The organism is Streptomyces odontotermitis (genome assembly GCF_050510915.1).
Taxonomy (GTDB): domain Bacteria; phylum Actinomycetota; class Actinomycetes; order Streptomycetales; family Streptomycetaceae; genus Streptomyces.
On sequence record NZ_JBNJLS010000001.1, the window covers coordinates 949,628 to 972,989 of the forward strand.

Here is a 23,362-nt window from a genome sequence, read left to right on the forward strand (position 1 = left end):
AGGCCGAAGACCATGGAAATCCTCAACTACGCCTTTATGCAGCGGGCGTTGCTCGCCGCCGTGCTCGTCGGCATCACCGCGCCCGCCGTCGGGATCTACCTCGTCCAGCGCCGCCAGGCCCTCATGGGCGACGGCATCGGCCACGTCGCGATGACCGGTGTCGGCCTCGGCTTCCTGCTCTCCACCTCGCCGGTGTGGATGGCCACGGCCGTCGCCATCGTCGGCGCCGTGATCATGGAGCTGATCCGCTGGTACGGGAAGACGCGCGGCGACATCGCGCTCGCGATGCTCTTCTACGGGGGTATGGCGGGCGGCGTGATGTTCATCAACCTCGCGCCGGGCGGCTCGAACGCGAATCTCCAGTCGTATCTCTTCGGCTCGCTCTCGACGGTCTCCGAGGAGGACGTCACGGCGATCTGTCTGCTCGCGGCCTTCGTGGTCCTCGTCACGGTCGGCCTGCGCCGGCAGCTCTTCGCGGTCAGCCAGGACGAGGAGTTCGCGCGCGTCACGGGCCTGCCGGTGCGCGCCCTGAACCTGCTGACGGCCGTCACCGCGGCGGTCACCGTCACGGTCGCGATGCGCGTCGTGGGCCTGCTCCTGGTCTCCGCCCTGATGGTGGTGCCGGTGGCGGCGGCCCAGCAGCTGACCCGCAGCTTCAAGGCGACGTTCGTGATCGCGGTGGCCATCGGCATCGCCACGACGCTCGGCGGCACCGTCACCTCGTACTACCAGGACGTGCCGCCCGGCGCGACGATCGTGCTCCTGACGATCGCGGTCTTCATCGCCCTCACGCTGCTCGCCACCCCGCTCGCGCGGCGCCGGGCGCGGGCCGCGGCCCTCGTGCCCGACGATCCGGCGGAGTGCACCATTCCGGCGCAGTCCGGCGCCCAGGTCCCCGCCCAGTCCCCGGCCAAGGTCTGAGGTTCGCGTCTGACCACCACTGAGGCTTGCCTGGCACAATGGCGGTCGGCAACAGACATGAGCACCGTGAGGAGGAACCCGTGGCAGCCCCGGTTCGAGGCAGGTCGACCCGCCAGCGCGCGGCCGTGGCGGCTGCGCTGGACGCCGTGGACGAGTTCCGCAGCGCCCAGGAACTGCACGACATGCTCAAGCACCAGGGCGACTCCGTCGGTCTGACCACGGTCTACCGCACGCTCCAGTCGCTCGCCGACGCCGGAGAGGTCGACGCGCTGCGCACCAGCGAGGGCGAGACCGTCTACCGCCGCTGCTCGACCGGCGAGCACCACCACCACCTGGTGTGCCGGGTGTGCGGCAAGGCCGTGGAGGTCGAGGGGCCCGCGGTCGAGAAGTGGGCCGAGGCGATCGCCGCCGAGCACGGGTACGTGAACGTGGCGCACACGGTGGAGATCTTCGGGACGTGCGCGGACTGCGCGAAGTAGCGAGCCGGAGCAGCAAGACCCTACGGGAAGGGGCCCGCACCGTCTGCGTGACGGTGCGGGCCCCTCTCCGTATGCAGGTCCCGTGATCCAGGCCCCGTGATCCAGGTCCCGTATGCGGGGCTCAGTCCTTCTTGAACTGCAGCTCGTTCGGGATCGCGCCGCCGAAGCGGCGGTCGCGGGAGGCGAACTCCAGGCAGGCGCGCCACAGGTCGCGCCGGTCGAAGTCCGGCCACAGCACGTCCTGGAAGACCATCTCGGCGTAAGCGCTCTGCCAGAGAAGGTAGTTGGAGGTGCGCTGCTCGCCGCTGGGCCGCAGGAAGAGGTCCACGTCCGGCATGTCCGGGTAGTACAGGTACTTCGCGAAGGTCTTCTCGTTCACCTTCGACGGGTCGAGGCGGCCCGCCTTCACGTCCTCGGCGAGGGCCTGCGCGGCGTCGGCGATCTCGGCCCGCCCGCCGTAGTTCATGCAGAAGTACAGGGTCAGCTTGTCGTTGCCCTTGGTCTGCTCCTGGGAGATCTCCAGTTCCCGGGCGACCGACTTCCACAGCTTGGGCATGCGGCCCACCCAGCGCACCCGCACGCCCAACTCGTCCAGCTGGTCACGGGTCTTGCGGATGAAGTCGCGGTTGAAGTTCATGAGGAACTTCACTTCGTCCGGGGAGCGCTTCCAGTTCTCGGTGGAGAAGGCGTACAGGGAGATCGCGCCCACGCCCATCTCGATGCCGCCCTGCAGCACGTCGAGGACCCGCTCGGCGCCGACCTTGTGCCCCTCGGTGCGCGGCAGCCCCCGCTCCTTCGCCCACCGCCCGTTCCCGTCCATGACGATGGCGACGTGCTTGGGCACCAGCTCGCCGGGGATCTTCGGCGGCTGCGCGCCCGAGGGGTGCAGTTCGGGGGCCTTGTACTCACGGCGGGACCGTCCGAGGATGCCGCGTCGTGCCATGGGGGGCTCTCCAGTGTGTGGGGTCAGGTCTTTTCTACGTACCGTAGCGAGCGCAGTCCGCGCTCCAAGTGCCAGTGCAGATAGGCCGATACGAGGCCGCTGCCCTCGCGGGCGTGGCGCGCCTCACAGGCGTCGGCCGTCGCCCAGTCACCGGTCAGCAGCGCCGCGAGGTGCGCGAGGGCCTCCGCCGACGGTACGACACTTCCGGGCACCCGGCAGTCACCGCATATCGATCCGCCCGCCCCGACGGAGAAGAACCGGTTGGGGCCCGGCAGGCCGCACTTGGCGCAGTCGCTGAAGCTGGGCGCGTAGCCGTTCACGGCGAGGGAGCGGAGCAGGAAGGCGTCGAGGACGAGGTGCGGCTCGTGCTCGCCGCGCGCGAGGGTGCGCAGCCCTCCCACAAGGAGGAGGTACTGCTGCACGGCGGGCTCACCTTCATGGTCGGTGAACCGCTCCGCCGTCTCCAGCATGGCCGTGCCGGCGGTGTAGCGGGCGTAGTCGGTGACGATCCCGCCACCGTACGGAGCGATTGTCTCACTCTGTGTGCACAACGGGAGCCCGCGCCCGATGAGTTCACTTCCCCGCGCGAAGAACTGCACGTCGACGTGGGAGAAGGGTTCGAGGCGGGCCCCGAACTTGGACTTGGTGCGCCGCACGCCCCGGGCCACGGCCCGTACCCGCCCGTGACCGCGCGTGAGCAGCGTGATGATGCGGTCGGCCTCGCCCAGCTTCTGGGTGCGCAGCACGATGCCGTCATCACGGAACAGACTCATGGGGTCATTCTCGCGTACCGCGTGGGCGGGTGTGGTCGGGGTGGCTGATCGCCTCCCAGGGCACCTGGTTCCACGGGCTCGACCGGTTCGCCGGGTCGAGGAGCTCCTTGAGGTGGGCGTCCGACGCGGCCTGGGGCGCCGGGAGGTCCTTCTCCCCCTCCCCCTTGGACCTGCGGCTCTGGAGGTCCTCCCGCCACACCATGCGGCCGAGCAGATAGTGGTCGGCGTACTCCTGCCACGACGCGTACGTCCGCACGACCGCGGGGACGATGTTCTTCAGGGCGGTCCAGGTGTCGGCCTCCGTGAGCATCCCGCAGGCGAACCCCCTACGGGATATGTCCACATACAGCCCCGCGTCCCAGGCCAGCGGCTCCACCCCGAGGCGCCGTCCGAACCCGGCCCGGTATCCGTTGCGCGCGAGCCCGTCCAGCCGCCGCGCCAGCGCCTCCCGCGAGGTGATCCCCCACTGGTCGGCCAGCCACGCGCGCGCCTTCTCGTCGTCGATGCGGGTGAAGGGGTACAGGGTGGTGCGCGAGGCGTCGCGGTCCCGGCTGACCGGCGCCGCGAGGGACACCATCCACAGCTGGTGCGCGGTGAGCGGCGTCCGGTACCGGCTCTCGGTCCTCGGCTTTCTCTTCCACTTCCATATCGCCATGCGCCCGCACCCTACGTGAGGCGTCGGGTGCGCCTGGGGCGCTGGGGCGTCAGGGCACCTCCCCCCGGCTCCTCGCGTTCGCGTACGCCGTCGCCGCGCGCAGCCGCTCGGAGGTGGTCGCCGTGCGCAGCGCGCCCGGGACGCAGTCCCACTCCTTCCCGCCCCCGTACGGGCGGAGCTGGACGTACGGGCCCTCGTGACCCATCACCCGGCCCACCTGGCCGGTGCTGGTGTCCACGGCGTACGAGCCGATGGGGAGCCTCGTCATGGGTGAGCCCCCAGCGCCTTGGTGAGCCGTTCCGCCGCGTCGAGGTCGCAGCGGCCGAGCTCCACGAGGGGGCGGGGCGCCTCTCGTGCCAGCGAGACAGGGTCAATACCCAGTGAGGGCAACGTAATTCCGGCCCTTGTCAGGGCAGTCCGCAATTCCTTCACGACGTCCTCCACCTCTTGTGCCTGCTCGTCCGACACGTGGCTCCCCTTTCCCGTCGGGTTTCACTCTTCGTGTCACTACGGTGACGGTTTTCGCGTACGGTCGGGAGAGGGCTGGGCTCTACAACTGCGGGGCTGTGGAGGTGGGTTGGCCATGGCCAATGGTTCGAGGCAGGCGGCTTGGGAGTTCTTCGGGCTGGAGTTGAAGCGGCGCCGGGAGGATGCCGGGCTCAGCCAGTCGGCGCTGGGGGTGCGGGTTTTCGTATCCGGCGGATACATCGGCCAATTCGAACAGGCCATTCGTAAGCCGCAGTTGGATGTGGCTCAGCGAATTGATGAGGTGCTGCAAACCGGGGGTTTTTTCGAGCGGATGTGGCGGAAACTCATCAAGGAGCAACCGTTTGAGGAGTACTTCGCGCACGTGGCGGAGCTGGAACGGCTGACCACCCGGATCTGCGAGTTCGAACCAGCGTTGGTCCCGGGCCTTCTGCAGACACCTGAGTACGCCCGAGCTCTCTACCTGGCGAGCAACCCCTTCGCCACGGACGAGTACATCGAGGAGCTGATCAGGGCGCGCCTGGACCGGGCATTGATCTTGAGGGACGCTACACGGCCCGAGTATTGGGTGATTGTGCACGAGACGGCGCTCCGCGTGCCGGTGGGAGGACCCGCCGTCATGGCCGGACAGCTGGAACACCTGGCGGCGACGGTGCGCGAGCACAAGGTGTTGGTCCAGGTGCTTCCGTTCGCTGCTGGTGCGCACCCGAGGATGGGCAAGATGATGAAGCTCATGGAGTTCGAGGACGCGCCACCAACTGTCTATACAGAGGGCGTGCATTCGGGGAATCTGCTGGACGAACCAGCAGTGGTGAAGCGTGTTGGGGCGTCCTACGATCTGCTCAGGGCCGCCGCACTGTCGCCGGAGGCGTCCCTGGCTCTGGTAGAGGCGGCGGCGGAGGACTACAGACGATGCGCGAGTACGACTTGAGCAACGCCTGCTGGCGTAAGAGCAGCTACAGCAGCGGCGACGGTGGCGAGAATTGCATAGAGGTCGCGCACGACTTCCCCGGCGCCGCCCGCTGGCGCAAGAGCTCCTACAGCAACGGCGAAGGCGGCAGCTGCGTCGAGGTAGCCGACAACGTCCCCGGCGTCGTCCCCGTCCGCGACAGCAAGGCCCCCGAGGGCCCCGCCCTCGTCATCACCGCACCCGCCTGGCAGGCGTTCGTCGATGCGCTGGCCTAGCGGGGACACCAGCCTCGGCTACGAGCTGGGGTTCAAGATCGTGCGGCGGGGCTACGACCGTGCGCAGGTCGACGCCTATATCGCCAGGCGCCGTATGGGGGGTTAGCCCTACCCGGAAGTGGGCGGGTAGCGGGATCGTCGCGGGCCACGGCGCCCGGAAATGCTGAGACCGGCAGACAGGCCGACAGGCACATGCCGGTGGTTTCCCGGCGTTTCCCCAGGAGTTGAGCTCGTGCGCACACAGGTATCGAAGAAGCCCCGTCTCGTGGCGGCCGTGGCCACGGCCGCAGTGACCGCAGGTCTCCTGACCGTGGGCACCCTCGCACCGACCGCGGCGGCGACGGCGGCCCCCGCCCAGCGGGACACCGTGCAGCGCGGACTCGACGCGCTGGTGCGTGGCGACGACGGCGTGCCCGGCGCGCTGGCGAGCGTGCGGGGAAAGCACGGCCCCACCCGTACCTACACCGCGGGCGTCGGCGACCTGGCCACCGGGGCGGAGGTGCCCCGGGACGGCCGGGTGCGGATCGGGAGCAACACCAAGACCTTCACGGCGGTGGTCGTGCTGCAGCTCGTCGCGGAGGGGAGAATCCGCCTCGACGAGCACATCGACACCTATCTGCCGGGCCTCGTGCGAGGGGACGGGATCGACGGGAACGACATCACCGTACGGCAGATCCTGCAGCAGACCAGCGGGCTGCCCGACTACACCAAGGCCGATCTGCAGCCGCGGCGCTACGAGCCGCGTGAGCTGCTCGACATCGCGCTCCGGTACAAGTCCGAGTTCGATCCGGGGTCCAAGTGGGCCTACAGCAACACCAATTACGTACTGGCGGGGCTCCTCGTCGAGAAGGTCACCCACCGGCCCCTCGCCCAGGAGATCGACCGGCGCGTCATCCAGCGCGCCGGGCTGCGCCACACCTACTTCCCCGCCCCCGGTGACGTGACGATCCGGGGCCCGCACCCCAAGGGCTACTACCGGGAGGCGGCGGGCGCGCCCTTGCAGGACATCACGGAGATGGACCCCTCCTGGGCCTGGGCGGCGGGTCAGCTCGTCTCCACCAACTCCGACCTCAACCGGTTCTTCACCGCGCTCATGGGCGGTGAACTCCTCCCGAAGCCCCAGCTGGACCAGATGCGCAGGACCGTGCGCGCCGGGACGCCCTTCGCGAAGGGCGCCCGCTACGGCCTCGGGCTCGTGCGCACGCCGCTGTCGTGCGGCGGGGTCTACTGGGGCCACGGCGGCAGCTTCCCCGGGTACGAGACGCGGGGCGGTGTCACGGGCGACGGCCGGGCGGTCAATGTCGCGGTGACGATGCAGCCGTCGGACAAGACGACCATGCCGAAGGTGGAGAAGCTGGTGGACAAGGCGTTCTGCCGCTGACCGCAGGCCGCAGTTCGCAGGCCGTCGACTGTCGGCTGTCAGCTGTCGGCCTGCGAACTGGGCTGCTCCTACTGCCGGTTGATCGCCCGGGTGATGCCTGCCGCGATCGTCGTGGCGAGGGTCCAGCCCGTGACGATCAAGGCGTACGAGAGCCACTGGTAGAAGCCGTCGGGGGCGAAGCGCTCCTCCTGGCCGAAGCCGATGATCGGGAGCATCAGGTCGAGGGTGTAGAAGACCGGGTTGAAGTCGGGGGCCTCGCCCGCCTTCAGGGGGCGGGGGTGGTGGAAGCCGTAGGCGAGGGAGCCGGTGAGGAGCAGGGAGAGGAGCCAGATCGCGGCCCGCGCCGGGCGGAAGCCGTAGCCGACGGTGCCGTCCTGGATCTGGCCCCAGATCTTCGCGTACCAGCGGAGCGTCCCGCGGTGGCGGCGGAGTTTCGCGAGCTGGACCGTGCGGGCGGCCGCGTCGTCGCCGATACGGCGGTAGGCGGCGGTGAGCTGCTCGTACTCGTACGGGACGTAGCCGTCCATGTCCCGCTCCAGGACTTCGAGGCGGCGCTCGGCGGGCTCGTGGGGGTCGAGGGTCGCGTAGGTCAGGCCGTCGAGGCGGACCACGGTCGGCCAGGTCTCGGGGGCGATGTGCAGCAGGTTGACCTGGGCGCGGCGCAGGGTGACGCGGCCTTCGATGGGGGCGGCCTCGCGGAACCAGAGCTCGCCCGCGGAGACGCTGCTGGCGCGCAGGGCCATGCCGCCGGGGTTGGCGAGGCGCGCGTAGGCGAAGTTGAGCTGGCCGGGGATGCGGGCGCCGCGCAGGTTGACACGGCCGTGGGCGGTGAGGCGCATGGCGTGCAGGTCGGTGCCGCCGCTGAGGTTGGAGGCGTGCAGGGCGGTGCCGCCGGGGTTGCTGAGGACCGCGTAGTCGAAGGTGATGTTCCCGGCGACGACGGCGCCCGCGAGGCGGACCAGGCCGTGGGCGATGAGGCCGCCGTCGGCCTGGAGGTCGTCGTCGATGGTGGCGCGGTTGAGGGCGAGGACGGGTTCGGAGAGGGGGACGTGGGCCTCGCCGAGCCGGGCGCCGTCGATGAAGAGCGCCCCGGCGATGCGGGCGCCGCCGAGCCGGACGGGGCCGCGGACCCGGCAGCCGGTCATCCGCAGCGAGCCGTCGACCCGCAGGCCCGCCCCGTACAGGCCGGGCAGCACGGAACGGCCCAGGTTCAACTGCCTCAACTGCGCGCCGTACAGGTCGAGTTTGTCGTCGAAGTAGCAGGACCACAGGTGCATGGGGGCGTCGATCTCCGCGTACTGGAGGTCGAGCTTGCCGCTGATCCGGGCGCCGGCGATTCTCAGAACGGGCGTCTCACCGGTCTGCCGGGGTTCCTCGATGAGCAGGGCCCGCAGCACTTCGGCCCGCACGGTCCGCTCGTCCCCCCACCCCTCCCCGCCGTCCGCGGGCTCCCGATGCCGCTCCCGGAAGTCGACGGTGCGCCCCACGGGAAACGCCTCCCACACCCGCAGCTCGGCCTCCGACAGCTGGCTCAGCTCCATCTCGGCCCCCCGTGCCCATGCCCCAGTACGGAAGGTACTCCTGGATCAAGCCATCAGTGAGTCGCCGAAGACAACACCCTCAACACCGCTCCTCTCACTGCCGGTTGATGGCCCTGGTGATCCCCGCCGCGATCGTCGTGGCGAGGGTCCAGCCCGTGACGATCAGCGCGTACGAGAGCCACTGGTAGGCGCCCTTCGGGGCGAATGCCTCCTCCTGGCCGAAGCCGATGATCGGGAGGAGCAGGTCGAGGGTGTAGAAGACCGGGTTGAAGTCGGGGGCCTCGCCCGCCTTCAGGGGGCGGGGGTGGTGGAAGCCGTAGGCGAGGGAGCCCGTCAGGAAGAGGGAGAGGAGCCAGATCGCGGCTCTCGTGGGGCGGAAGCCGTAGCCGACCGTGGCGTCCTGGAGGTAGCCCCAGGGGCGGGCGTAACGGGGCAGTGTCGAGCGGTGGCGGCGGAGTTTGGCCAGCTGGACGGTGCGGGCGGAGGCGTCGTCGCCGATGCGACGGTACGCAGTGGACAGTTGCTCGTACGTGTATGACACAAAGCCGTCCACGTCCCGCTCAAGGACTGGTAGGCAGCGCTCGGCAGGCTCGTGCGGGCCAAGCCGGGCATAGGCCAAGCCGTCGAGGCGAACCTTGTCAGGCCAAGTCTCCGGGGCTATGTGCAAGTAGTCGAGTTGGCAGCCGCGCAGGGTGACAAGACCCTTGATAGGCGTGGCCTGGCCAAGGTTGAGTGCGCCTGCGACAGCGCCGCTGACGCGCAGTGCTGTGCCGCCCGGGTTGGAGAGGTGGGCGCCCTCCAGGTTGAGATGACCGGGGATGCGGGCACCCACCAAGTTGAGCCGTCCATGCGCCTGAACCCGCATCGCATGCAGGTCCGTCCCCGCGCTGAGGTTCGACGCATGCAGCGCCGTCCCACCCGGGTTGCTGAGGACCGCGTCGTCGAACGTGATGTTCCCCGCGACGACCGCGCCCGAGAGGCGGACCAGGCCGTGGGCGGTGAAGCCCGCGTCGGCCCGGAGGTCGTCGTCGATCGTCGCGCGGTTGAGGGCGAGGACCGGTTCGGAGAGCGGCTGGTCCGGATCGCCGAGGTGCGCGGCCTCGAAGAAGAGCGCCCCGGCGATCCGCGCGCCGCCGAGGCGGATGGGGCCCGGGGTGACACGGCACCCCGACATGCGGACGGAGCCGTCCACGCGCAGCGCGATCGCGTTCACGCCGGGAAGGACGGAGTGGCCCAGGTTCAGCTGGCGCAACTGCGCCCCGTACAGGTCCAGTTCCTCCTCGAAGTAGCAGGACCACAGGTGGATCGGGCCCGGGATCTCCGCGTACTGGAGGTCCAGCTTTCCGGTGATGCGGGCGCCGTTGACGCGGAGGTAGGGGATCTCGCCCTCCGTACGGGGGCCGTCGAGGAGGAGGGTACGGAGGACCTCCGCGCGCACCGTGCGCGCGGGACCCCAGTGCGCGCCGTCGTCGGCCGGTTCCCTGCGGCGCTCCCGGAAGTCGACGGTCCGCCCGAACGGGAACGCCTCCCACACGCGCCGCTCGGCCTCCGTCAGCTCGCTCACGTCCATCCGCACCACTAACTCCCTGTCGCAGTAGATGAGTTCGGAAAGTATCTTCGCGGCGTCACCCCCACCACCCGCCGGAACGCCGCCACGAACGAGCTCGCCGACGCGTAGCCGACGCGTGCCGCGACCGCCTCCGTCGTGCGGCCCGCCGCCAGGTGCGGCATCGCGGCGCGCATCCGCAGCCGCTCGCGCCACTGGCCGAAGGCCAGGCCCGTCTCGGCGCGGAAGAGGCGGGCCAGGGTGCGGGCGCTGGTGTCCGTCCGCTTGCCCCAGTCCGTCAACGTGCGGGGGTCCGCGGGGTGTTCGGACAGGGATCGCGCCACCTCTCGCGCCCGTGGGTCGGTCGGCTCGGTCAGGGTGATGCTTCTCAGCTCCGGTACGGGGTCCAGGGCGTCCAGGAGGACGGCCTCCGCGCGGGACCGTGCGGGCGGGGTGAGGTCGGGGCGGGAGAGGTGGTCGATCAGGGCGCTCAGGAGCGGGCCCACGGCCAGGACGGTGGGCTCGGTCCAGGCGTCGGGGCAGTGGGCCGGGTCCACGTACGGGCTGCGCAGTGCCGCCGAACCGGTCGGGCCCGCCGCCGTGGTGTGGGGCAGGCCCGCGGGGATCCAGAGGGCGAGGGAGGGCGGGAGCAGCCAGCTGCCGCGGTCCGTGCCGACGCTCAGCAACCCCTCGGTGGACCAGGCCAGTTGGTGGAAGGGGTGCCAGTGGCGGGCGATCACCGTGCCGCGCCGGAGTGGGAAGTCTCCGACGAAGACCGCACCCAGGGAGTCGTGTCCGGTTGGCGACATGAGTCGGCAGCGTAGCCCGTGGTGGACAGGGAGGGGCCGCTTCTAGCGTCGTGCGCATGCCGATGAACCGTGTGCACCGCAAGCTGTGCAGCTCCGAGGAGTGGGCGCAGGCCGTCGAGGAACGGCTGCTGCCGTGGGCTCTTGAGGAGGTGGAGTTGGGGGACGATCTGCTGGAGGTCGGGCCGGGGTACGGGGCCAACCTGCGTGTTCTCGTGCGGCGGGTGGCGCGCATGACGGCCGTCGAGATCGACGGGCCGACCGCCGCGCTGCTCGCCGAGCGGTGGGGGGAGCAGGCGCGCATCCTGCATGCGGACGGGGCTCGACTGCCGCTCGGGCAGGAGTCGTTCTCGTCCGTCGTGTGTTTCACGATGTTGCACCATGTGCCGAGCCGCGCGCTCCAGGACCGGATCTTCGCCGAGGCGTTCCGCGTGCTGCGACCCGGCGGAGTCTTCGCGGGCAGCGACAGCATGTCGAGCCTGCGCTTCCGGATCCTGCACTTCCTGGACACCATGAACGTCGTGGATCCGGACGGGCTCCCCGAGCGCCTGGAGGGCGCCGGCTTCACGGAGGTCGTGGTGGACCTGCACCCCGAGGTCCGTGGCTTCCGCTTCCGTGCGCGCAAGCCATGGACCTCGGCCGTCGCGGGGCAGGAGCCGTGAGGGGGCGGATCGCGCCAATTCCGGTTGTGGAGGCGGGTGCGATCGCGGGCGGAGTCGAGGGGTGAGCGGGGAGTACGGGGAAAGAGTTGAGCGCTTCTCGGCCCAATGCGGGCCATCTTTCGCATACCTCGCCCACTTGGCCGAACCGCGCATGTACGAAGTACGTGCAGCGGGCATGGAGTGGGAAGCGGAGCGCCCATCCGTATAGCTCCACAGCTCCACAGCTCCATAGCTCCACAGCTCCACAGCTCCGTACCGCGACGCCTTATCCGTATAGCTCCGCACAGCTCGGAGGCCCTCATGGCCGAAGCCATTCCCTTCCCGCAGGACCGCACCTGTCCCTACCACCCGCCCGCCGACTACCGCGCCCCCGCCCGGCAGGGCCCCGTCCACCGCGTGACCCTCTACGACGGGAACGAGGCGTGGCTGGTCACCGGGCACGCCGAGGCGCAGGCGCTGCTGACCGACGCCCGGCTCTCCAGCGACCGGCAGCGCAACGACTTCCCCGTCGTCGCGCCCCGCTTCGACCAGTCCCGCACCCGGCCGACGCCGCTGCTCGGCGTGGACGACCCGGAGCACAACCGGCAGCGGCGCATGCTGATCCCGGCGTTCGGGGTGAAGCGGATCGCCGCCCTGCGGCCCCGGATCCAGCTCATCGTGGACGGGCTGCTCGACGCCGTCCTGGAGAAGGGCCCGCCCACCGAGCTGGTCGCGGACTTCGCGCTGCCGGTGCCGTCCATGGTGATCTGCGAGCTGCTCGGCGTCCCGTACGCGGACCACGAGTTCTTCGAGTCCGCCTCGCGGCGGCTGCTGCGGGGCCGCACGGCGGCGGAGGCGGAGGCCGGGCGCGATCAACTTCTGGACTATCTGCGGGATTTGATCGGGAAGAAGGAGCGGGGGGAGGCGGCGGACGCGGGCGAGGGAATCCTCGACCAGCTCATCCGTGAGCGGCTGCCGGAGGGCGACCTCGAACGCGAGGACCTGACGTGGATGGCGCTCGTGCTGCTGGTCGCCGGGCACGAGACGACCGCCAACATGATCTCGCTCGGCACGTTCACACTCCTCGAACACCCGGACCAGCTGGCCGCGTTGCGGGCGGACCCGGAGCTGCTGCCGGGGGCCGTGGAGGAGCTGCTGCGCTTCCTGTCGATCGCCGAGGGGCTGCAGCGGATCGCCACCGAGGACATCGAGGTGGGCGGCGTGACCATCCGGGCCGGCGAGGGCGTCATGTTCGCCACGTCCACCATCAACCGCGACGGCGCCCGCTACCCCGACCCCGACGCCCTGGACGTGGCGCGGTCCGCCCGCCACCACGTCGCGTTCGGCTTCGGCGTGCACCAGTGCCTGGGGCAGAACCTGGCGCGGGTGGAGCTGGAGATCGCGCTGCGGACGCTCTTCGAGCGGATCCCGGATCTGCGGCTCGCCGTTCCGGTTGCGCAGGTGCGGCACAAGCCGGGCGATACGTTGCAGGGGTTGGTGGAACTTCCCGTCGCATGGGGTGAGTTGTGAGCGTGAGCAGTCGCCGTATCGACATCGACAAGGACAAGTGCATCGGCGCCGGGCAGTGCGTGCTGACCTCGCCGGAGGTCTTCACGCAGGACGACGACGGGTTCAGCGAGCTGCTGCCCGGCTACGAGGAGAAGCTGTCGGGGGCCCTGGTGCGGGAGGCGGTGCGGGTCTGTCCCGTGCAGGCCATCTCGCTCGACGAGGGTCCGTAGCCTCTGAAGGGCCTCCGTAACCCCTGAAGGGCCCCCGGTGTCAGCCCAGTTCCTCCGCGAACAGGGCTGCCACCCGGCCCCAGGAGTCCTCGGCCGCCGCCTTCGCGTACGCCGGTCGGCCGGGGACGAAGAACGCGTGCTGCGCCCCCGGGTAGACGGTGATGTCGTGCCGGACCCCGGACGCGGTGAGCGCGGCGGCGGTCTCCTCCCGCTGGCCGGCGTCGATGACGTGGTCGAGCTCCGCGAAGAACATCCGTACGCGGGTGTCGTGCCCCGCGATCGCGTACGTGCCGGAGAGCAGGGCGTCGGGGCGGCTGAGTGCCGTGCCGGGCTCGGTCAGCCAGCCCGGGTAGTAGAGCGCGGCGGCCGCGAGCGGGAGGCGGGTGGCGGCGAAGTACGTGACGTGCCCGCCGAGGCTGAAGCCGAGCATGCCCGCCTTGTCGGCGTGCGCGCCCGCGTGCGTGGCCGCGTGGGCGAGGGCGGCGCGCAGGTCCGACTCGACGCCGTCGCGCGTGAGTCGGGACACCAGGTCGAAGGCGCGGGCGCTGTTCTCGTCGCTCTCCGCGAAGCCGTTGCCGGTGTCCTGGCCCGCGCGGTGGTAGAGGTCCGGCGCGACCGCGACGTAGCCGAGTGCGGCGACGTCGCGGGTGACGGCGCGGACCTGGTCGGTCAGGCCCCAGAGTTCGGCGCCGATGAGGACGGCGGGGCGGGGGGTGGTGCCGGGGTGGTCGACAGGGCGGGCGACATAGGCGGCCATGGGGGCCGAGGAGTCGGACCTCGGTATGTGGACCTGATCGGCCGTCACTTCATATGTCTCGTACGTCGTGCCCGTCTCGTACGTCACGCTGTGTTCCCCCCGGACTCACTTTTTGCTGGTTCCTGCTCGACTCTGTCACGAACTCCTGTTCAGTGTCAGGAGAATCCCGCAGGTCACGGCGGCCAGCGCGGAGAGCAGGGCGAGGAGAGCGGGTGGGGTGAGAGGGCCGCCGGAGTGGGTGAGGAGGGTGAAGGCGTACGGGGTGAACATGCCCGTGTAGGCGGCGGTCCAGAAGTGGGCGGTGCGGCGGGCGAGTTGGTGGGGCGGGGCGAGGGCGGTCGTCTCGGTGAGGCCGTAGGTGAGGGCGAATCCGTAGCCCGCGCCGAGTGCGGCCGCGGACGCGAGGGTGGGGCCCTTCTGTTCTGCGGCCACCGAGAGGGCGGCGGCGGCCAGGGCCACCGTCATGGTGAGGAGTCCTGCCACCGCGGTGGCGAGGCGGTGGATTCTCGCCAGGCGGCGGGCCAGGGGCTGGATGAGCAGGCCCGTGCCGGGGACCACCGCTGAGGCCACTCCTGCGTAGATCACGTTGCCGTGGACCAGGGCGGGGAGGGTGACGAATCCCGTGGCGGGGGCGGCGAAGACCCAGGGGGCCAGCGGGATGACGGTGCGGCCGAACTTGTGGGTGACTTGATGTTTCTGGTTCGTCGCACCCGCCGTCGTGGGCTGTGCCCACCCGTTCCGCCGTGCGGAACGCCTGCCCACAGCGGTAGCGGCAGGCTCAGCCGTCGTGCGGCTGCCGGCCGCAGCAGGGGCGGCTGGGCCCATCGTTTCCGGGCAAGCCCACGCCGCCAGGCCCGCCACCGCGGCCAGGAGTATGTGGGGCACGTACGCCGTCACCATCGGATGGGGGGACCACTGGGCTATGAGGGCCGCCGCCAGGCCACCCGTGGCGAAGCCCGCCGAGACGTAGAGGCCCGAGCGGCGGGCGGCCGTGGTGGCAGGAGTGGACGGGGACACGTACGGCGGGGAGGAGAGTTCCTTGATCCAGGCGCTGCCCGCCGCCAGGAGCGCGCCCGCGCTGACCCCCGTCAGGAAGCGGCCCGGCCAGAGCAGGAGCGTCGAGGTCGCGCCGCACATGAGGAGGAGCGTCGACGCCAGGTTCAGGGCGAGGGCCGTGAGGGCCACGGGGCGGCGGCCGAGGCGGTCGGCCAGCGGGCCGCCGATCAGGAGGCCCGGGATGAGGCCGACGACGTAGAGGGCGAAGAGGCCCGTCACCGCGGACTCGGAGAGGCCGAGCCCGGAGCGGTAGGCGCCCAGGAGCGCGGAGAACTGGTTGGCGCTCCAGCCCGAGGCCGTCATGATCCATCCGGCGCGGATCCCGTACCGGGGGTGAGGGGGCGGGGGTGGGCCCTGTGCCGGGGTGGTGGCGGGCCTTGTCGTCGGGGTCGTGCTGGTCATGTGCGTAGTTGTACGGAGGCGGGCGGGACCCGCGCCGCTCGCGTTCACGAATCGTGAAGGGCGTGCGAGCGGGGCGAGGCGGGCGCCGTACGCTGGAAGGCATGGCGCTTGACCTGCGGCTTCTGTCCTCCTTTCTGGCGGTCGTGGAGGAAGGACACTTCGGGCGGGCCGCGGCACGGCTCTTTCTGTCGCCGCCCGCCGTCACCCAGCACGTGCGCCGCCTGGAGACCGACCTCGGGGCCGTACTGCTCGACCGGAGCGCGAGCCCCGTCGTGCCGACCCCGGCGGGCGTGCGGCTGGCGGGGCACGCCCGCGTGCTGCTCGCCGCGTCCAACGCCGCCGTGGCGGACCTGGCCGACATGGCCGAGGGGGCATCGCACCGTCACGGCGATCGGGGGCCGTCGCCGGAGCGGCCGCTGCGGGTGGGGATCATGGGGCACGGGTCGGCCGAGCTGACCCCGGCCGCGATCAACGCCTACCGCCGGGCCCGGCCCGAAGTGCCGGTCGTCACCCGGCAGTTGGACTTCACCGAACATGTCTCCGCGCTCGTCGAGGACCGCGTCGACGTCGCCTTCGTACGGCCCGACCCCGATGACGAGCGGATCGCCGTAGACGTCATGACGACGGAGCAGCGCATCGTGGCCGTGCCCGCCCGGTCCCCGCTCGCCGACGCCCACAAAGGAGGGGCCACCGTCGCCGACATCGCCGAGCTGCCCTTCGTGCGGCTGCCCCGGCACACCCCGCGCACCTTCACCGACTACCTGTACTTCGACCAGGAGGCCCAGCGCCGCAGCACCGAGTACGCCGTCACGCCGCAGGAGGTACTCACCGGCGTCGTGACGGGGCGGGCCGCGGGCTCGGGACTGTGGTCCTTCGCCCGCTACTACGCGTGGCCCGGCGCGACGTTCGTGCCGATCGTGGACGCCCCGTGGGAGAGCAGCTACCTCGCCGTGCGCGCGGGCGACGACAATGCGGAAGTGCGGATCTTCCGGGCTCTCGCGGCCGCTCTGGCACGGGAGTTGGGGCCGCGCATCAACGACGGTCACCTTCTCTGACGTCCACCGTCAGGGCGCGCTCGTCGAGGACGATGTGCAGGCTGCGGCCGTCCGCCGTGATCCGGGTGCGGGCCTGGACCCCGTCGGGGAGGTCCGGCAGGACGGGGTGGACCCCGGCCTCCGCCCGGACGCGGTCGAGGAGCGCGCGGAGCGCGGGCGGGCCGGGGCGCGTGCCCAGGTACCAGGCGGTGCCCGCCCCGTACGCGTGCCGGGTCACGGCGGGCAGGCCGTCCAGTTCGCCCTCGAAGGCCGTGACCGCCTCCGCGCCCTCAAGCCGGATCACCTCCGCCCAGCTCCCGTCGGGGCGCGGCGCGAACTCCTCCACGCACAGCCCGAGCACCTCCCGGAAGGGCGCCGGGTAGCCGCCGAGGTGGACGCGGTCGTGCTCGTCGACGATGCCGGAGAAGTACGACAGGACGAGGGTGCCGCCGTCGTGGACGTACCGGGTGAGACGGGCGGCCGTCTCCTCGCTCACCGCGTAGAGGTGCGGGACGAGGAGGAGGCGGTAGCGGGTCAGGTCCGCGTCGGTGGGGACGATGTCGCAGGCCACCGACGCGTCGTACAACGGCTTGTGGTGGGCGAGGGCCGCGTCGAGGTAGGAGAGGCGGGCGCTGGGGTGGGCGTCGAGTTCGAGGGCCCACCAGTTGGGCCAGTCGAGGAGGAGGGCGGCGTCGGCGGGGGCGGGGTGCGCGCCGAGGAGTTCCGGGAACTTCCTCAACTCGGCTCCCAGTTCCGTGACTTCGCGGAAGGTGCGGGTGCCGGGGCCGCCGTGCGGGACCATCGCCGAGTGGAACTTCTCCGCTCCCCCGCGTGACTGGCGCCACTGGAAGAAGAGCGCCGCGTCCGCGCCGTGCGCGAGGGCCTGCCAGGTGTCGTGGCGCATGCGCCCCGGCGGCTTGCGGCCGTTGTGGGAGCGCCAGTTGACGGCGCCCGGGGCCTGCTCCAGGAGCAGCCAGGGCTGTCCGTCGCGCAGGCCGCGCATCACGTCGTACGAGAAGGCGGCGCGATGTGCGGCGTCGGGGTCGTGCGGGTCGGGGTACGAGTCGTAGGAGACGACGTCGAGTTCGCGGGCCCAGGCGAACAGGTCGAGGGTCTTGGCGACGGGCACGAAGTTGGTGGTGACGGGGATGGCGGGGGTGAGGCGGGCGAGGACGGCGCGTTCGGCGCGGTAGCAGGCGAGGAGTTCGTCGGAGGAGAAGCGCTGGTAGTCGAGCTGCTGTGCGGGGTTGCGGAAGGAGGGGGCGGCGCGCGGGGTGTGGATCTCGTCCCAGGCGGCGTACCGCTGCGACCAGAAGTCCGTGGACCAGGCCGAGTTGAGAGCGTCGAGGGTGCCGTAGCGCTCGCGCAGCCAGATGCGGAACGCCTCCGTGGAGACCTCGCAGTGGCAGTGGCGCGAGATGTGGCAGCCGTATTCGTTGTTGATGTGCCAGAGCGCGAGGGCCGGGTGTCCTGCGTAGTGGGTGGCGAGGCGTTCGACGAGGCGGACGGCGTGGGTGCGGTAGACCGGGCTGGAGGGGCACCAGTGCTGGCGGGAGCCGGGGTGCAGGCGGGTGCCGTCGTCGAGGACGGGGAGCGTCTCGGGGTGGCGGCGGGCCAGCCAGGGCGGCGGTGACGCGGTCATGGTGGCGAGGCACACCGCGATGCCCGCGTCCGCGAGTCGGTCCATGTGGGGGTCGAGCCAGCCGAAGTCGTGGGCGCCCGGGGTGGGTTCGGAGGCGGCCCAGCCGAAGATGCCGAGCGTGACGAGGCTGACGCCCGCCGTCTTCATCAACGCGGCGTCCTCGGCGTGGACTTCGGGGGGCCACTGCTCGGGGTTGTAGTCGCCGCCGAAGCCGGGGGCGGGGAGGCGGGTGTGGAGGGGGTGGAGCCGGGCAGGGGGAACAGAGGGACGGGAGGGGCGCATACCGCACTCCCCTTCCCCCGCTCCCCGCGCCCCACGCGCCTCGCCGCGTCCCACGACGTCCCCCGCGCATCCCGGCGTCTCCGGACGTCTCATCCCACGGCGCGTCCCAGCAGGTCACAGCGCCGGGAATCCCATGAGGTCCCTGGGACGGGCGCCGTTCAACCACGGCCTGTGCCCTTCCGTGAATCTGTGTGAGCACCGCAGCCCGGCCGGTGGCAGCCGCCGCTCGGCCGGTGCGGGAAGAGCGGGAAGACCCGCGTCTCACCACACTCGAAGGGGGATCCCATGGACCAGGTCCGTGCCTGGAAGGACCCGTACTACCGGCGGCAGCTGGACGCAGCGGCGCAGTCGGCGCCGGAGAGCCCGGCCGGGGTCGTGTCGCTGAGCGACGACGAGCTCGGGGAGGTCGGGGGCGGCACCACCTGGGGCGCCGTCGTCACGGGCGGCGTCATCGCCGCCTCGCTGGCCCGGTGCTCGCCCGACGGAACCATGTGCGGCAGCTGCAAGTGGGGCTCCGCCGGCTGCTGCTGAGCACTCCGCCACCCATCACCTACCCACGGGAGAGACCGACATGGACGAGATCAGGGCCCTCAAGGACCCGTACTACCGCCGGGCCCAGGGCGAGACGGCCCCGGCGCACCCCTCCGGGGAGGTGGGGCTCACCCCCCTCTCCGAGGACGAGCTGGCCGCGGCCGCCGGGGCGGGCTCGCACGGACTGGCCACCTTCGGCTGCTGCCACCAGCCGGGCACCGGCTGGACGTGGACCACGCCGTCCGTCAGCCCGACGGTCTCGGCGGGCTGCGTCATGACCGTCACCGTGTGCCACTAGCCGCACCGCACCGAAGCGCCGAACGAAGACGGGGGCCGTCCGGCAGGGCCGGGCGGCCCCCCATCGGATCAGACCCAGGGGGAGACGCGATGAGCGAGCAGACGACGACGGCGGGCGACGTGGCCGTGGTCCCGTGGTGGCGGGCCGCGCCCCTCACCGAGCGGGCGTCCTGGACGCGCGCCGGAGACGACGACACCGGGTGGGGGCAGCGGGTCGCGGGAGGCGGGGACGCGGGAGGCGGGGACGCGGGAGGCGGGGACGCGGGAGGCGGGGACGCGGCCGAACGGCACGCCTTCTGGCGTGAGTTGTGGTGGGTGGACCAGCAGCCGGAGACCGTCGCCACCCGCGTGGCGGCCCTGGGTGTGGGCGAGGAGGAGTTCCGGGCACTGCTGGACGAGCCGTCGGGCGCCCCCGTCGCGCCGGACGCCGACCGGCCCGCGTGGCTGCGCCGCATCGAGGCGGCCACCCGCGACGACGCCGGGCGGGCGCACCCGGAGGCCGACCTGGGGCTGCTCGAACCCTTCCGGGCGGTGCTCGTCGACGCCCGGCACCGGCTGCGCCGGGACCTCGCCGCACTGCCCGTACCCCCTCAACTGCGCGCGCTGGACAAGGTGTTGCTCGACACCATGCCGCTGCCGAGGCTGTGGGAGGCCGTGAGCCGGACCCTGGTGCTCGAACTGAACGTGGCCCGCCTCGAGGGGCGGCTCACCGGCGACACCCCCGAGGAGCGGTTCGCCGCCTTCGTGGAGCTGCTGCGCACCGACGAGGTGCGGCAGGCGCTGTGGACGGAGTACCCGGTGCTGCTGCGGTACGTGACGGAGCTGTGCGAGCAATGGGTGGCGCGGGCCGGGGAGTTCGGGCGGCGGCTCGCGGGCGACTGGGGGCGACTGCGGGAGGCGGGGCTGCTGCCCGCGGAGCCGGGGGCGCTGACCGAGGTGTCCTTCGGGGCGGGGGACGTGCACCGGGACGGGCAGAGCGTGGCCCTGCTGCGCTTCGAGGACGCCCGGCTCGTGTACAAGCCGCGCTCGCTCCGCGCCGACCTCGCGTACAACGGACTGCTCGGCTGGTTCAACGCGCAGGGGCCGCGGCACGCCCTGCGCACCGTGCGCGTCCTCGACCGGGACGAGGGTGGTGCCGACGGCTACGGCTGGGCCGAGTTCGTGGCGTCGGCCCCCTGCGCCGACCGCGGCGAGGTGCGGGCCTTCTACTGGCGGATGGGCGCCCAACTCGCCCTGCTGTACGCCCTGCACGCCACCGACATGCACTTCGAGAACGTCATCGCGTCCGGGCCGCACCCGGTCGTGGTGGACCTGGAGGCGCTCTTCCACACCGTCGTCTCGGAGGCCGTGCGCACCCAGCGGGAGCAGGACTGGCGGGATCCCGCACAGTCCTTCCTGGAGACCTCCGTGGCGCTGACCGGGCTGCTGCCCGGCCACATGCTGTACCGCGACGAGGACGACCGGGTGCAGCGCACCGACATGAGCGGCATCGGCGGCGAGGCGGGCCAGCTGACCCCCGCCGAGGTGCCGGGCTGGGTGGGCATCGGCACCGACGAGATGCGCCTGGTCAAGCAGCGGCAGCCGATGGAGGGCTTCGGCAACGCGCCCCGGCTCGGCGATGCGCCCGTCAACGCCCGCGACCACCGGGCCGACGTGGTCGCGGGCTTCCGCGACGCCTACCGGATCCTCCTTGCGGGACGCGCCGAACTCCTCGCCCCCGAGGGCGTGTTGGCGGGCTTCGCGGACGCCCCGTTCCGGGTCATCTTCCGGGCCACCCGGCTCTACGGGCAGCTGCTCACCGAGAGCCTGCACCCGGACTTCCTGCGGGACGCGCGGGACCGGGACGTCTGTCTGGACCGGCTGTGGGGCGGGCTCGCCGAGCAGCCGGGGCGGGGCCGGATCATCCAGTCCGAGATCGCCCAGCTGCTGCGGGGCAACGTGCCGCTCTTCGACTTCGTGGCCGCGGAGCGCGCGGTGCGGCTCGGCGACGGCTCGCGGGTCGAGGACTTCTTCGACGAGGCGCCGTACGAGCGGGTGGCCCGGCGCGTCGCGGGGCTCGGCGAGCGCGACCTGGAGCAGCAGGTCCGCGTCATCGAAAGCTCTTATCTGTCCCAGGAGATGGCGCTCACCGAGGCGCGCTGGCCGGGCTGGTCGCGGCGGGCCGCGCGGGACGAGGTGCGCCCCGGGCAGCTGGTCGCCGCGGCCGCGGAGATCGGCGACCGGCTCCTCGCCGACGCGATCGGCGACGGCACCCGGGACGGCTGGCTCAGCCTCAACCTCCTGGACGAGCGGATCTGGACCCTGGGCACGACCGGCATGGACCTGTACGGGGGGCTGCCGGGCATCGGGCTCTTCCTGGGCCAGCTGGGGCAGGCGGCGGGCCACGCGGGGGCGGCGCGGGCGGCGGAGCGGGCCGCCGACGAGCTGACGCGCCGGCTCACCTCGCTCCTCGACGACACGGCCGCCCCCACCGGCCCCGACAACTCCACCGGCTCCGCCCACTCCACCGGCCCCGACGATCTCGAACGGAACGACCCCGACCACGAGTTGACCAACGTCGGGGCGGGCGGGCCGCTGTCGGGCCCCCTCTACTTCCTGTCCGCGCTCACCGCGCTGACCGGCGAGGACCGGTGGCGCCCCACCATCGACCGGATCATCGCGCTGCTCCCCCGGCGCAGCACCACGGACCCCCACCTCGACGTGGTGAACGGCTCGGCGGGCGCGGTCCTCACCCTTCTCGCCGCGCACGAGTCGCTCGGCGACCCGGCGGCGCTCACGGCCGCCACGCAGGTCGCGGAGCGGCTCCTGACCACACAAGTCCCCTCGCCCGAGGGCCACTTGGCGTGGCCGTCCAAGCTCGGCGCGAGCGGCCGCCCGCTGGCGGGCTTCTCGCACGGTGCCGCGGGCGGCGCCCTCGCCCTCATGGCCCTGAACTCGGCTGCCCCGGACGCCCGTTACGGGCAGGCCGCGGCGCGGGCGCTCCGCTTCGAGCAGACCCTGTTCGACCCGGTCGCCGGGAACTGGCGCGACGTCCGCGACGTCGCGGTCGGCGGGCGCGGCGAGGGCACCTTCATGAACGCCTGGTGCCACGGCGCCCCCGGCATCGGCCTCTCCCGCCTCGCCCTGCTCCGCCACGGCGGCGTCCCCGGCATCCCGGACGCGGACCTGCGCGCCCAGCTGAACCGGGCGGTCTCGACGACGCTGGCCGCGGGCCTGGAGGGCGACACCCTGACGGGCGTGGGCAACCACAGCCTGTGCCACGGCGACCTGGGCAACCTCGAACTGGTCCGCGCGTACGCGGAGTTCACGGGAGACACGGACCTGTCGGCCCAGGTCCGCCGCACCCTGCGCACACTCCTCGACGCCGCAGGGACGGGGGGCGGCTGGCTGTGCGGGGTCCCCTTGGGCGCCCCGACTCCGGGCCTCATGACCGGCCTTGCCGGAATCGGCCACGCGCTCCTCAGGGCGGCGAACCCTGAGCGGACCGGCTCGGTGCTGCTGTTCGAGGGGGCACGGCCGTGAAGGGCGTCTTCCGCCCCGAGAGCGTCGCTGCGTACCGGGCTCGGCCGCGCAGGGGCGGCCACGTGGGCGGCGGCATGGGCGGCGGCGTGGTCGCGGTCCCGGAGCGCGGCGAGAGCCATGAGAGCTGGGACTCCAGCGGGAGCTCGGGCGCGAGCGAACACACGTATGCGCTCCGGCGCAGACAGAGCCCGGCCCCTCACGAGGGCGTGAGCCCCCGCTCGCAGGCCCGCTCCACGAGTGGCGCCGCCATCCCCGTCCCCCTCCCGCGCCTTCCCCTCCTCATCGCCCTCCTCGTCACCCTCGCCTCCGCCGTCGCCCTCACCTGCATCCGCGTCGACACCACCACCCAGGCCAGCGTCGTCCCCGGCACGGCCCTCGGTGACGGTCGGGCGCGGCACCTCCGGCTTCTCGTGCCCACCGGGCTCCACCCGGCCACCGGTCAGCACGTCGACGTCGGGAAGCCGGGGCACTGGCGGGGCGCCGTGCTGCGCGTCGAGGAGGAGGCGAAGGTGCCCGAGGGGTTCCGGCTCGTGGAGGCCGTCGGGGTCCGGCCGCGGGACCGCGTGGGCGAGGCGCGCGGGAGGGAGCCCGGCACCGTCTCCGTCCGCACCGGCAGCCGCCCCGTCGCCGCCGCCTTGGCCGACCGCATCCTGCCGTAGCCGCACCTGCGAGAACCACGAACCACGACACAGAGACCTGACCCGCGTACCGCCAAGGGGCCCACGTACCCCAAGGGACCCACG

At 72.1% G+C, this 23,362-nt stretch carries 24 protein-coding genes; 13 read left to right on the forward strand and 11 right to left on the reverse strand.

Translation table 11 applies throughout. The features are described 5' to 3' along the window. Nucleotides 1-12 precede the first annotated feature (12 nt). A complete protein-coding gene (locus tag ACQB60_RS04355) occupies nt 13-921 on the forward strand; it encodes a metal ABC transporter permease (RefSeq protein ID WP_496924438.1) in 909 nt (302 codons plus the stop codon). A 38-nt stretch (nt 922-959) separates the two neighbouring features. Beyond that, a complete protein-coding gene (locus ACQB60_RS04360) occupies nt 960-1,400 on the forward strand; it encodes a Fur family transcriptional regulator (RefSeq protein WP_384831507.1) in 441 nt (146 codons plus the stop codon). A gap of 121 nt (nt 1,401-1,521) precedes the next feature. Here ACQB60_RS04360 and ACQB60_RS04365 read toward each other — a convergent pair whose 3' ends face one another. Genes ACQB60_RS04365 through ACQB60_RS04385 form a run of 5 tightly spaced genes read right to left on the reverse strand, consistent with a single transcriptional unit; the run spans nt 1,522 to nt 4,239 of the window. Further along, complete coding sequence (locus tag ACQB60_RS04365; RefSeq protein WP_496924439.1) at nt 1,522-2,343, reverse strand: isoprenyl transferase; 822 nt, start codon at nt 2,341-2,343, stop codon at nt 1,522-1,524. 23 nt (nt 2,344-2,366) lie between these two features. Beyond that, nucleotides 2,367-3,116: a DNA repair protein RecO gene (gene recO, locus ACQB60_RS04370; protein ID WP_496924440.1), complete on the reverse strand. Its 750-nt coding sequence runs from the start codon at nt 3,114-3,116 to the stop codon at nt 2,367-2,369. 4 nt (nt 3,117-3,120) lie between these two features. Continuing rightward, the gene (locus ACQB60_RS04375; protein WP_496924441.1) at nt 3,121-3,771 is read right to left on the reverse strand and encodes a DUF1266 domain-containing protein; all 651 of its coding nucleotides are present in this window, start codon (nt 3,769-3,771) and stop codon (nt 3,121-3,123) included. Nucleotides 3,772-3,820: 49 nt separating this feature from the next. Next, a complete protein-coding gene (locus tag ACQB60_RS04380) occupies nt 3,821-4,039 on the reverse strand; it encodes a hypothetical protein (protein WP_384831303.1) in 219 nt (72 codons plus the stop codon). Then, a complete protein-coding gene (locus ACQB60_RS04385) occupies nt 4,036-4,239 on the reverse strand; it encodes a hypothetical protein (RefSeq protein WP_496924442.1) in 204 nt (67 codons plus the stop codon). Before ACQB60_RS04385 ends, ACQB60_RS04380 begins: the two co-directional genes overlap by 4 nt. Before the next feature lie 115 nt (nt 4,240-4,354). Here ACQB60_RS04385 and ACQB60_RS04390 point away from each other — a divergent pair, with 115 nt between their 5' ends. The 3 genes from ACQB60_RS04390 (at nt 4,355) to ACQB60_RS04400 (ending at nt 6,823) form a co-directional block, all read left to right on the forward strand. Next, complete coding sequence (locus ACQB60_RS04390) at nt 4,355-5,188, forward strand: helix-turn-helix domain-containing protein (protein ID WP_496924443.1); 834 nt, start codon at nt 4,355-4,357, stop codon at nt 5,186-5,188. Continuing rightward, nucleotides 5,170-5,442 carry a DUF397 domain-containing protein gene (locus tag ACQB60_RS04395; protein ID WP_496924444.1) on the forward strand — a complete coding sequence of 91 codons (273 nt, stop codon included), beginning with the start codon at nt 5,170-5,172 and terminating at the stop codon, nt 5,440-5,442. The genes ACQB60_RS04390 and ACQB60_RS04395 overlap by 19 nt, the downstream gene beginning before the upstream one ends. Nucleotides 5,443-5,674: 232 nt before the next feature. Continuing rightward, entirely contained in the window at nt 5,675-6,823 is a 1,149-nt protein-coding gene (locus ACQB60_RS04400) for a serine hydrolase domain-containing protein (protein WP_496924445.1), read from the forward strand. 68 nt (nt 6,824-6,891) lie between these two features. Here the strand turns inward: ACQB60_RS04400 and ACQB60_RS04405 are convergent, their stop codons facing one another. The 3 genes from ACQB60_RS04405 to ACQB60_RS04415 all read right to left on the reverse strand — a co-directional run bounded on the left by ACQB60_RS04405 (nt 6,892) and on the right by ACQB60_RS04415 (nt 10,719). Further along, a complete protein-coding gene (locus tag ACQB60_RS04405) occupies nt 6,892-8,364 on the reverse strand; it encodes a membrane-associated oxidoreductase (RefSeq protein WP_496924446.1) in 1,473 nt (490 codons plus the stop codon). A gap of 94 nt (nt 8,365-8,458) precedes the next feature. Further along, nucleotides 8,459-9,934: a membrane-associated oxidoreductase gene (locus ACQB60_RS04410; protein ID WP_496924778.1), complete on the reverse strand. Its 1,476-nt coding sequence runs from the start codon at nt 9,932-9,934 to the stop codon at nt 8,459-8,461. Between the two features lie 8 nt (nt 9,935-9,942). Next, a complete protein-coding gene (locus tag ACQB60_RS04415) occupies nt 9,943-10,719 on the reverse strand; it encodes an AraC family transcriptional regulator (protein ID WP_496924447.1) in 777 nt (258 codons plus the stop codon). A 56-nt stretch (nt 10,720-10,775) separates the two neighbouring features. Between ACQB60_RS04415 and ACQB60_RS04420 the strand changes: the two genes are divergently transcribed. From ACQB60_RS04420 to ACQB60_RS04430, 3 genes are all read left to right on the forward strand, one after another. Further along, nucleotides 10,776-11,378 (forward strand): class I SAM-dependent methyltransferase, encoded by a 603-nt coding sequence (locus tag ACQB60_RS04420; RefSeq protein ID WP_496924448.1) that lies wholly within the window; start codon nt 10,776-10,778, stop codon nt 11,376-11,378. A 300-nt stretch (nt 11,379-11,678) separates the two neighbouring features. After that, nucleotides 11,679-12,887 (forward strand): cytochrome P450, encoded by a 1,209-nt coding sequence (locus tag ACQB60_RS04425; protein WP_496924449.1) that lies wholly within the window; start codon nt 11,679-11,681, stop codon nt 12,885-12,887. A 2-nt stretch (nt 12,888-12,889) separates the two neighbouring features. Beyond that, the gene (locus tag ACQB60_RS04430) at nt 12,890-13,096 is read left to right on the forward strand and encodes a ferredoxin (RefSeq protein WP_496924450.1); all 207 of its coding nucleotides are present in this window, start codon (nt 12,890-12,892) and stop codon (nt 13,094-13,096) included. A 40-nt stretch (nt 13,097-13,136) separates the two neighbouring features. On the opposite strand, the gene ACQB60_RS04435 is transcribed toward ACQB60_RS04430, so the two are convergent. Beyond that, a complete protein-coding gene (locus ACQB60_RS04435; RefSeq protein ID WP_496924451.1) occupies nt 13,137-13,940 on the reverse strand; it encodes a dienelactone hydrolase family protein in 804 nt (267 codons plus the stop codon). Between the two features lie 48 nt (nt 13,941-13,988). Beyond that, a complete protein-coding gene (locus tag ACQB60_RS04440) occupies nt 13,989-15,311 on the reverse strand; it encodes an MFS transporter (RefSeq protein ID WP_496924452.1) in 1,323 nt (440 codons plus the stop codon). Between the two features lie 101 nt (nt 15,312-15,412). On the opposite strand from ACQB60_RS04440, the gene ACQB60_RS04445 reads away from it, so the two are divergent. Next, a complete protein-coding gene (locus tag ACQB60_RS04445; RefSeq protein ID WP_496924453.1) occupies nt 15,413-16,366 on the forward strand; it encodes a LysR family transcriptional regulator in 954 nt (317 codons plus the stop codon). Here ACQB60_RS04445 and ACQB60_RS04450 read toward each other — a convergent pair. Next, on the reverse strand, nt 16,344-18,269 hold the full coding sequence (locus tag ACQB60_RS04450) for a beta-galactosidase (RefSeq protein WP_496924454.1): 1,926 nt from the start codon (nt 18,267-18,269) through the stop codon (nt 16,344-16,346). The two genes, ACQB60_RS04445 and ACQB60_RS04450, sit on opposite strands and share 23 nt — an antisense overlap. A gap of 285 nt (nt 18,270-18,554) precedes the next feature. Between ACQB60_RS04450 and ACQB60_RS04455 the strand changes: the two genes are divergently transcribed. The 4 genes from ACQB60_RS04455 (at nt 18,555) to ACQB60_RS04470 (ending at nt 23,278) form a co-directional block, all read left to right on the forward strand. Further along, on the forward strand, nt 18,555-18,800 hold the full coding sequence (locus ACQB60_RS04455) for a mersacidin/lichenicidin family type 2 lantibiotic (RefSeq protein WP_496924455.1): 246 nt from the start codon (nt 18,555-18,557) through the stop codon (nt 18,798-18,800). Between the two features lie 40 nt (nt 18,801-18,840). Then, nucleotides 18,841-19,098, forward strand: a complete 258-nt coding sequence (locus tag ACQB60_RS04460) for a mersacidin/lichenicidin family type 2 lantibiotic (protein ID WP_384831347.1) — start codon at nt 18,841-18,843, stop codon at nt 19,096-19,098. Nucleotides 19,099-19,187: 89 nt separating this feature from the next. Beyond that, a complete protein-coding gene (locus ACQB60_RS04465) occupies nt 19,188-22,619 on the forward strand; it encodes a type 2 lanthipeptide synthetase LanM family protein (RefSeq protein ID WP_496924456.1) in 3,432 nt (1,143 codons plus the stop codon). After that, nucleotides 22,616-23,278 (forward strand): hypothetical protein, encoded by a 663-nt coding sequence (locus ACQB60_RS04470; protein WP_496924457.1) that lies wholly within the window; start codon nt 22,616-22,618, stop codon nt 23,276-23,278. Before ACQB60_RS04465 ends, ACQB60_RS04470 begins: the two co-directional genes overlap by 4 nt. Nucleotides 23,279-23,362 lie beyond the last annotated feature (84 nt).